Genomic DNA, 6913 nt, shown 5'->3' with positions numbered 1-6913 from the left:
GCCCTTGCGCTGCCCGGCCAAGCCGCCTATTGGGGCGCAATCGCTCCCGTGAGCTGCTTGCTTCAGGTCTTGATCCCTTGGAATCTCCGCCAGAATTGTCGCAGGACAGCCCGCGCGAACCGATCCTGACGCTGCCCGGCGCGTTGACCGCCTATGTGTTGCTGCTTGCGGTCATTCACCTGCGCGTGCTGCTGCCGCCGGATCTGGAATACTGGACCATCGAGGTGTTCGGCTTCATTCCGCAACGCTACGATTCCACGCCGCTGGCGTTCGCGTTTCCGGGCGGCGCCGGCGCCAGGATCTGGACCTTCTTCACCTATTCACTGCTGCACGCCAACCTCAGCCATATCGGTTTCAACGTGCTGTGGCTGTTGCCGTTCGGCAGCGCGCTGGCGCGCCGCTTCGGATCGCTCAGGTTTTTCACCTTCATGGCGGTGACCGCGGTGGCCGGGGCGCTGGCGCATCTCGTCACCCATCAGCACGCGATCGCGCCGATGATCGGCGCTTCGGCGTCGGTGTCCGGCGCGATGGCGGCGGCGATCCGTTTTGCCTTCGTGCGGGGAAGCTTCCTGTCGTTCAGCCGCGGCGACGCCGATGCGGCGGCGCGCGTGCCGGCGCTGTCGCTGGTGCGCGCATTCCGCGACCCGCGCGTGCTCGGTTTTCTCGCGGTCTGGTTCGGCGTCAACATCATCTTCGGCATCGGATCGATCTCGATCGGCGCCGACGGCGGCAGCGTCGCCTGGCAGGCGCATATCGGCGGATTTCTAGCGGGGTTGGTGTTGTTTTCGCTGTTTGATCCGATCCCGCGCGCGCGCGCCGATGCCGCGGATGCGACATTCCCGGATGTTCCGGATCGCGGCTGATCATTGCTTGCGGCGCACCGCGATTTCATTCATCATCTCTGATCTGTGCAACCGGGCTTAAGCCCGCGAACGTGCTTAAGGGCCGTGCTTGCCCAAATCGCCTGCAACGAAATCGGCGCTGGGCTGTTGAATTGAAGACTAGATAACAAATTGAAGACTCGGAACAAAAGGTCGCGCTCGCTTGTGGGCGCGATCGGCTTCAGGGAGGCGACAATGACGGTACGTGCAATCCTCGACACCAAAGGCCATCAGATCCAGAGCGTCGAGCCGGACGCCAAGCTCGCCGCTGCGATCAAGATTCTGGCGGATCGGAAGATCGGCGCCGTCTTGGTGATGAGCAAGGGCCGTATCGAGGGCATCCTGTCGGAGCGCGACATCGTGCGCGTGCTCGGCGATCGTGGCGCCGGCGTGCTGGAAGAGCCGGTCAGCTCCGTGATGACACGCAAGGTCGTCAGCTGCAGGCAGTCCGATACAGTCGCCGCGATCATGGAAATGATGACATCAGGCAAGTTCAGGCATCTGCCGGTGGTGGAGGAGGGCGCGGTGGTCGGCCTGATCTCGATCGGCGACATCGTCAAATGGCGGGTCAGGGAATTCGAGACCGAGCAGGAAGCGCTGCAGAACTACATCAAGACTGCCTGATCCACCACTCTTCAGGATAAGCCTGCGCGATCACGGCGCCTTGTCGGCGACAGCACCCGGCTCGCCGGCCACCGGCGCCAGCATGTGGATGGCTTCCTGGATGGAGTCAATGGTGCGCTCGGCGGCGCGTGCGCCGTGCGCAATCAGATCCTCGGCGCGGTGGAAATCGAACCAGCCGATTTGACCGACACGCGGCGTGATCAGCAGGTCCGGCGGATCGCCGGCAAGGCGTGCGCGGGTGATGCGGTCCTGCATGATGTTGAAGGCATCGACCATGACCGTGGAGATGCCCGGCCGGCCGCCGGTGCCGAAGAATTCGCGTTTCATGGCGCGCTCGGCGGAGAACAACCGGCCGAAGCCGCGTTTCGGCGGTGCCGGCTCGACCCCGGCCTCGGGCGCTGCGGCCGACGCGCCGTGGGCGTAGATCGTCGTGGAGAAGATGTCGCTGCAAAGATTGGCGGCGATGACGATTTCTGCGCCGAGCGCGCGCGCCGCCGACACCGGCACCGGATTGACCAGCGCGCCGTCGACCAGCCAGCGGTCGCCGACCAGCACGGGTGAGAAAATCCCGGGCAACGCGTAGGAAGCGCGCATCGCATCGACCATGCGGCCGCGCGTGAGCCAGATCTCGTGCCCGGTGCGGACTTCGGTCGCCACAGTCGCGAATTTCAGCGGCAAGTCCTCGATCAGGGTCGGTCCGATGGCGGCTTCCAGCTGTGATGCCAGCCTGTCGCCGCCGATCAGCCCGGAGCCGTTGAGGCGGATGTCGAGATAGCCGAGGATATTGCGCGGCTGCAGGCCGCGCGCCCATTGCTCCAGCGTATCGAGCTGCCCGGCGGCATAGGCGCCGCCGACCACGGCGCCGATCGAGGTGCCGACCACGACATTGGGAACGATGCCGTGGGCCAGCAATGTTCTGAGAATCCCGATATGGGCGAAACCGCGTGCGGCGCCGCCACCCAGCGCCAATCCGATCACCGGCCGCCTGATACTGCCGAGCCCGACCTTGTCCTGTTCCTCGACGCCGCGTCCGATCAAACTCTTCAGCACCTGACACTCCTTGCCGGACAAGGCTCTTCGCCATGATTTCAGCCCATCGAATGCAGCACGAAGCATAGGTCGTGCCGCGGACCGGATTGTGACGGGATCGCGGCCTCACGGGAACACTGCACTAACTCTCGGGCGTTTTTTGGGTTCCATACCGGGAACATCCTGCGAACGCTTTGCCGCAGGCTTGAATTTGCCGCGTTTTCAGTGAAAAGCATCACCATGACTTCAGGGGATAAAGGGATTGCTGGTTCCGGGTGGGGCGGACGCCTGTTCCCGGCGCTCGCGCTTGCCGCGATTCTGGCAGCTGGGCTTGCTGACCCTGCCTCGGCCCAGATGTTCAGCGACCGGCCGCCGCCGGTGCCGCCAGCCTCGGTTCCGGAACCGCCATCCGGACCAGCGATGAATCTGGCCCCGCCGTCCGGTCCGGCATCGACACCGATTTTGCCCCCGCCTTTGACCCAACCGTCGATCGCCGCGGTGCCGCCGGTGGTTCCGCCGCCAGGCGCATCGACCGCCGGCCAGGCCGTGCTGTCGCTGACGGCGCGTTACGGCAAGGACATGCCCGTCATCAACAACGGCCTGGTGTGGCGGGTGTTCGCCGACAAGCCCGATGAGGCCGGCGTTTTCAAACTGATCCGTGAGGACCGCGGCGCCACCCCCAACATCGTGCTGCCGCCGGGCGGCTATGTCGTCCACGTCACGATGGGTCTGGTCAGCGCGGTTCGGCCGGTGACGCTGAAGTCCGAGACCGACCGCGAATCCTTCGTGCTTCCGGCCGGCGGCCTGCGCATCGAGGGACGCGTCGGCTCCAGCCGGATTCCGGCGAACCAGATTTCCTTCGCGCTCTACAAGGGCAGCCAGTTCGATGGTGGCGAGCGCGCTTCGCTGGTGCCGAACGTCGCCGCGGGCGACGTCGCGCTGTTGCCGGAGGGCACCTACTACATCATTTCGAATTACGGCGACGCCAATTCCGTGGTGCGTTCGGACATCCGCGTCCAGGCCGGCAAGCTGACCGACGTGGTCATCACCCATCGCGCCGCGGTGATTACCCTGAAGCTGGTCAGCGACAAGGGCGGCGAGGCGCTGGCGAACACCGCATGGTCGGTGATCACGCCGGGCGGCGACGTCATCAAGGAGTCGATCGGCGCCTTCCCGCGCGTTGTGCTGTCCGAAGGCGAGTATCGCGCCATCGCCAAGAACGAAGGCAAGGTGTTCGAGCGTCCGTTCAACGTCGTCAACGGCGTCGACGGCGAGGTCGAGGTCGTCGCGCGGTAATGTCGGCCCTCATCCCGAGGGATGAGGGACTTGTCCTAAAACCGCGTCACGATGTCTGACAGCGCCGGGCGCGGGCGGTCTTCGCTCGGCTTCGACGGCGTGCCGATGTGAATGAAACCGGCGAGCCTTTCGTCCGGCTTCAATCCGAACCCGTTCAGCACGTCGCGATCGAAGGCGAACCAGCCGGTCAGCCAGTTGGCGCCGTAGCCGAGCGCGGTCGCCGCGGTCACGATGTTCATGGCACTGGCGCCCGCGGATAATTCCTGCTCCCACGCCGGCACCTTGGGATGCGGTTTTACGAAGCTGACCACGGCGATCACCAGCGGGGCATCCATCATGCGGCGCTTTTCGATTTCGATCTCGGCGGCCGGCGCCTGCGGGTTCTTGCGCGCGAACACCTGCGATATCACCTCGCCAGCGCGCCCGCGTGCGTCGCCTTCGAACACGATGAAGCGCCACGGCGTCAGCTTGCCGTGATCGGGCACCCGCGCGCCGATGGTCAGAATGGTCTCAAGCTCGGTCGCCGATGGGCCGGGACCGCTCATCTCGCGCGGCTTCACCGAGCGGCGGATTTTCAGAAGGTCAATGGCGTCGGGCAATGCAGCTGTCTTTCATGGGAGTGATCGGCGAACCGGATATCACGGAGATAGGAAGCCAACGAGACAATACACGCGCAATTTAGACCGATTGTGAGGAGCTTTGGGTTGGCGGGGCAACAGCCGCTAGCTCCGGCCCGGCTTGACCGGCATCTTCGCCGCGCGCTCCAGAAGATCCTTGCCGAGATCTTGCAGAATTTCCCGCGTCGCCAGAAACAGGCTGTGTCCCTGATCGGTTTCGATCGCCAGCGCCACCACGTCAGGCTGATTGGGATCCGGGATCAGCTGGTAGGCCCGGATCGGATAGGCCGGCAGTTCCTGTTCGTCGGTCGTCGGTCCCCGCGCCATCAGGTTTCCAGCCTCGCCCGCCTGACGTCGGGCGGAGTGGCTTCCTCGAGCAAGGCCGCCAGCGCCTCGGCGGTAGGCATCACCGTCTGCCCTTCGCTGCCGAGACGGCGGATCGAGACCGAATGGCTCTCGGCTTCCTTCTTGCCGACCACCAGCAGCGCCGGAATCTTCGCCAGCGAATGTTCGCGGACCTTGTAGTTGATCTTCTCGTTGCGCAGGTCGATTTCGACGCGCAGGCCGGCGCGCCGCGCCGCGGCCGCGACAACCTTGGCGTATTCGTCGCCTTCCGATGTGATGGTGGTGACGACGGCCTGGATCGGCGCCAGCCAGAGCGGGAAGTTACCGGCATAGTGCTCGATCAGGATACCGATGAAACGCTCCATCGAACCGCAGATCGCGCGATGCACCATGACCGGCGCCTTCTTGGAGCCGTCGGCGTCGATATAGAACGCACCAAAACGTTCCGGCAGGTTGAAGTCGACCTGCGTGGTGCCGCACTGCCAGTCGCGGCCGATGGCGTCGCGCAGCACATATTCGAATTTCGGACCGTAGAACGCGCCTTCGCCGGGATTGATCTCGGTCTTGATGCGGTTGTGGCCCTGCGCCTGGATTTCCGACAGCACGGTCGCCATCACGCGCTCGGCGTGATCCCACATTTCGTCGGTGCCGACGCGCTTCTCCGGCCGCGTCGAAAGCTTGACCGTGAGTTCGCCCTCGAAGCCGAAATCCGCATAGGTCGACAGGATCAGTTCGTTGATCTTCAGGCATTCCTCGGCGAGCTGTTGCTCGGTGCAGAACACATGCGCGTCGTCCTGGGTGAAGCCGCGCACCCGCATCAGGCCGTGCATCGCACCCGAAGCTTCGTAGCGATGCACCACGCCGAATTCGGCGAGCCGCAGCGGCAGGTCGCGATAGCTCTTCAGGCCGTGCTTGAAGATCTGCACATGGCCCGGACAGTTCATCGGCTTCAGCGCAAACCAGCGCTTGTCCTCGGCCTCGTCACCGGCGGATTGCGCCGCAAACATATTCTCGCGGTACCAGTCCCAATGGCCGGAGGTTTCCCACAGCGACTTGTCGAGGATCTGCGGCGCGTTGACCTCGCTGTAGTCGCCGGTCAGCCGCCGGCGCATATAGGCGATCAGCGCCTGGAAAATGGTCCAGCCCTTGGCGTGCCAGAACACCACGCCGGGGCCTTCTTCCTGGAAGTGAAACAGATCGAGCTCGCGGCCGAGTTTGCGGTGGTCGCGCTTCTCGGCTTCCTCGATCTGCTTGAGATAGGCGTCGAGGTCTTCCTGCTTGGCGAACGCCGTGCCGTAGATCCGCGTCAGCATCGGATTGTTGCTGTCGCCGCGCCAGTAGGCGCCCGCCACCTTCATCAGCTTGAAGGCGTTGCCGATCTTGCCGGTCGAGGTCATGTGCGGGCCGCGGCACAGGTCGAACCAGTCACCCTGGTAATAGATCTTGATCGGCTCATTGCCGGGAATGGTGTCGACCAGTTCGACCTTGAAGGCCTCGCCCTTGTCGCGGAACACCTGCTTCGTCTTTTCGCGGTCCCACACATCCTTGGTGAAGGGTTTGTCGCGCGCGATGATTTCGCGCATCTTCTTCTCGATCGCGGCGAAGTCTTCCGGCGTGAACGGCTCGTTGCGGAAGAAGTCGTAGTAAAACCCGTTCTCGATCACCGGGCCGATCGTGACCTGGGTGCCCGGCCACAGCGCCTGCACCGCTTCGGCGAGCACATGCGCCGCGTCATGCCGGATCAGTTCCAGCGCGCGGGCGTCGTCGCGGGCGATGAACTCGATTTTCGCGTCGTGGTCGATCGGATCGGCAAGGTCGGTTACCACGCCGTCCAGCGCCATGGCCACGGTGCGCTTGGCCAGCGACGGTGAGATGCCCTTGGCGATGTCGAGGCCGGTGATGCTTTTGGGGAATTCGCGCTTGGCGCCGTCGGGGAAGGTGAGGGCGATTTTCACCTCGGGCTCCACCGGTTTTAGGTTTGTGAGGCCGAACTGGAATCCTGAGGCGGACTTGTTCTTGTCGTCGGGCATTGCTGTCTCCTTATGCTCACTCCTGCGAACGAGCGCAGGTAAGCGGAAGCAGCGGTATAGCAGGGGATTCGGGCGGAGCAAGCGGGGGTTT

At 64.3% G+C, this 6913-nt stretch carries 7 protein-coding genes; 3 read left to right on the top strand and 4 right to left on the bottom strand.

Features of this window, described 5'->3' with window-relative positions; translation table 11 throughout:
* Positions 1-77 precede the first annotated feature (77 nt).
* Both Q8N40_RS20420 and Q8N40_RS20415 read left to right on the top strand, forming a co-directional pair.
* Positions 78-863 (top strand): rhomboid family intramembrane serine protease, encoded by a 786-nt coding sequence (locus Q8N40_RS20420; RefSeq protein ID WP_305713076.1) that lies wholly within the window; start codon positions 78-80, stop codon positions 861-863.
* A 213-nt stretch (positions 864-1076) separates the two neighbouring features.
* Entirely contained in the window at positions 1077-1505 is a 429-nt protein-coding gene (locus tag Q8N40_RS20415) for a CBS domain-containing protein (RefSeq protein WP_305713075.1), read from the top strand.
* A 30-nt stretch (positions 1506-1535) separates the two neighbouring features.
* Here the strand turns inward: Q8N40_RS20415 and Q8N40_RS20410 are convergent, their stop codons facing one another.
* A complete protein-coding gene (locus Q8N40_RS20410) occupies positions 1536-2555 on the bottom strand; it encodes a patatin-like phospholipase family protein (RefSeq protein ID WP_305713074.1) in 1020 nt (339 codons plus the stop codon).
* A gap of 219 nt (positions 2556-2774) precedes the next feature.
* Here Q8N40_RS20410 and Q8N40_RS20405 point away from each other — a divergent pair, with 219 nt between their 5' ends.
* Complete coding sequence (locus Q8N40_RS20405) at positions 2775-3830, top strand: hypothetical protein (RefSeq protein WP_305713073.1); 1056 nt, start codon at positions 2775-2777, stop codon at positions 3828-3830.
* Between the two features lie 35 nt (positions 3831-3865).
* Here Q8N40_RS20405 and Q8N40_RS20400 read toward each other — a convergent pair whose 3' ends face one another.
* The 3 genes from Q8N40_RS20400 to thrS form a co-directional block, all read right to left on the bottom strand.
* Positions 3866-4429 carry a nitroreductase gene (locus tag Q8N40_RS20400; RefSeq protein WP_305321291.1) on the bottom strand — a complete coding sequence of 188 codons (564 nt, stop codon included), beginning with the start codon at positions 4427-4429 and terminating at the stop codon, positions 3866-3868.
* Positions 4430-4552: 123 nt separating this feature from the next.
* Positions 4553-4774 (bottom strand): hypothetical protein, encoded by a 222-nt coding sequence (locus tag Q8N40_RS20395; protein WP_305713072.1) that lies wholly within the window; start codon positions 4772-4774, stop codon positions 4553-4555.
* Positions 4774-6822 carry a threonine--tRNA ligase gene (thrS, locus tag Q8N40_RS20390; RefSeq protein ID WP_305713071.1) on the bottom strand — a complete coding sequence of 683 codons (2049 nt, stop codon included), beginning with the start codon at positions 6820-6822 and terminating at the stop codon, positions 4774-4776. The genes Q8N40_RS20395 and thrS overlap by 1 nt, the downstream gene beginning before the upstream one ends.
* Between the last annotated feature and the right edge of the window lie 91 nt (positions 6823-6913).

The sequence above is a fragment of the Bradyrhizobium sp. genome (assembly GCF_030693485.1).
Taxonomy (GTDB): Bacteria; Pseudomonadota; Alphaproteobacteria; order Rhizobiales; family Xanthobacteraceae; genus Bradyrhizobium.
The sequence above is the reverse complement of the archived record's forward strand: the minus strand, read 5'-3'. Positions and strand labels throughout refer to the sequence as shown.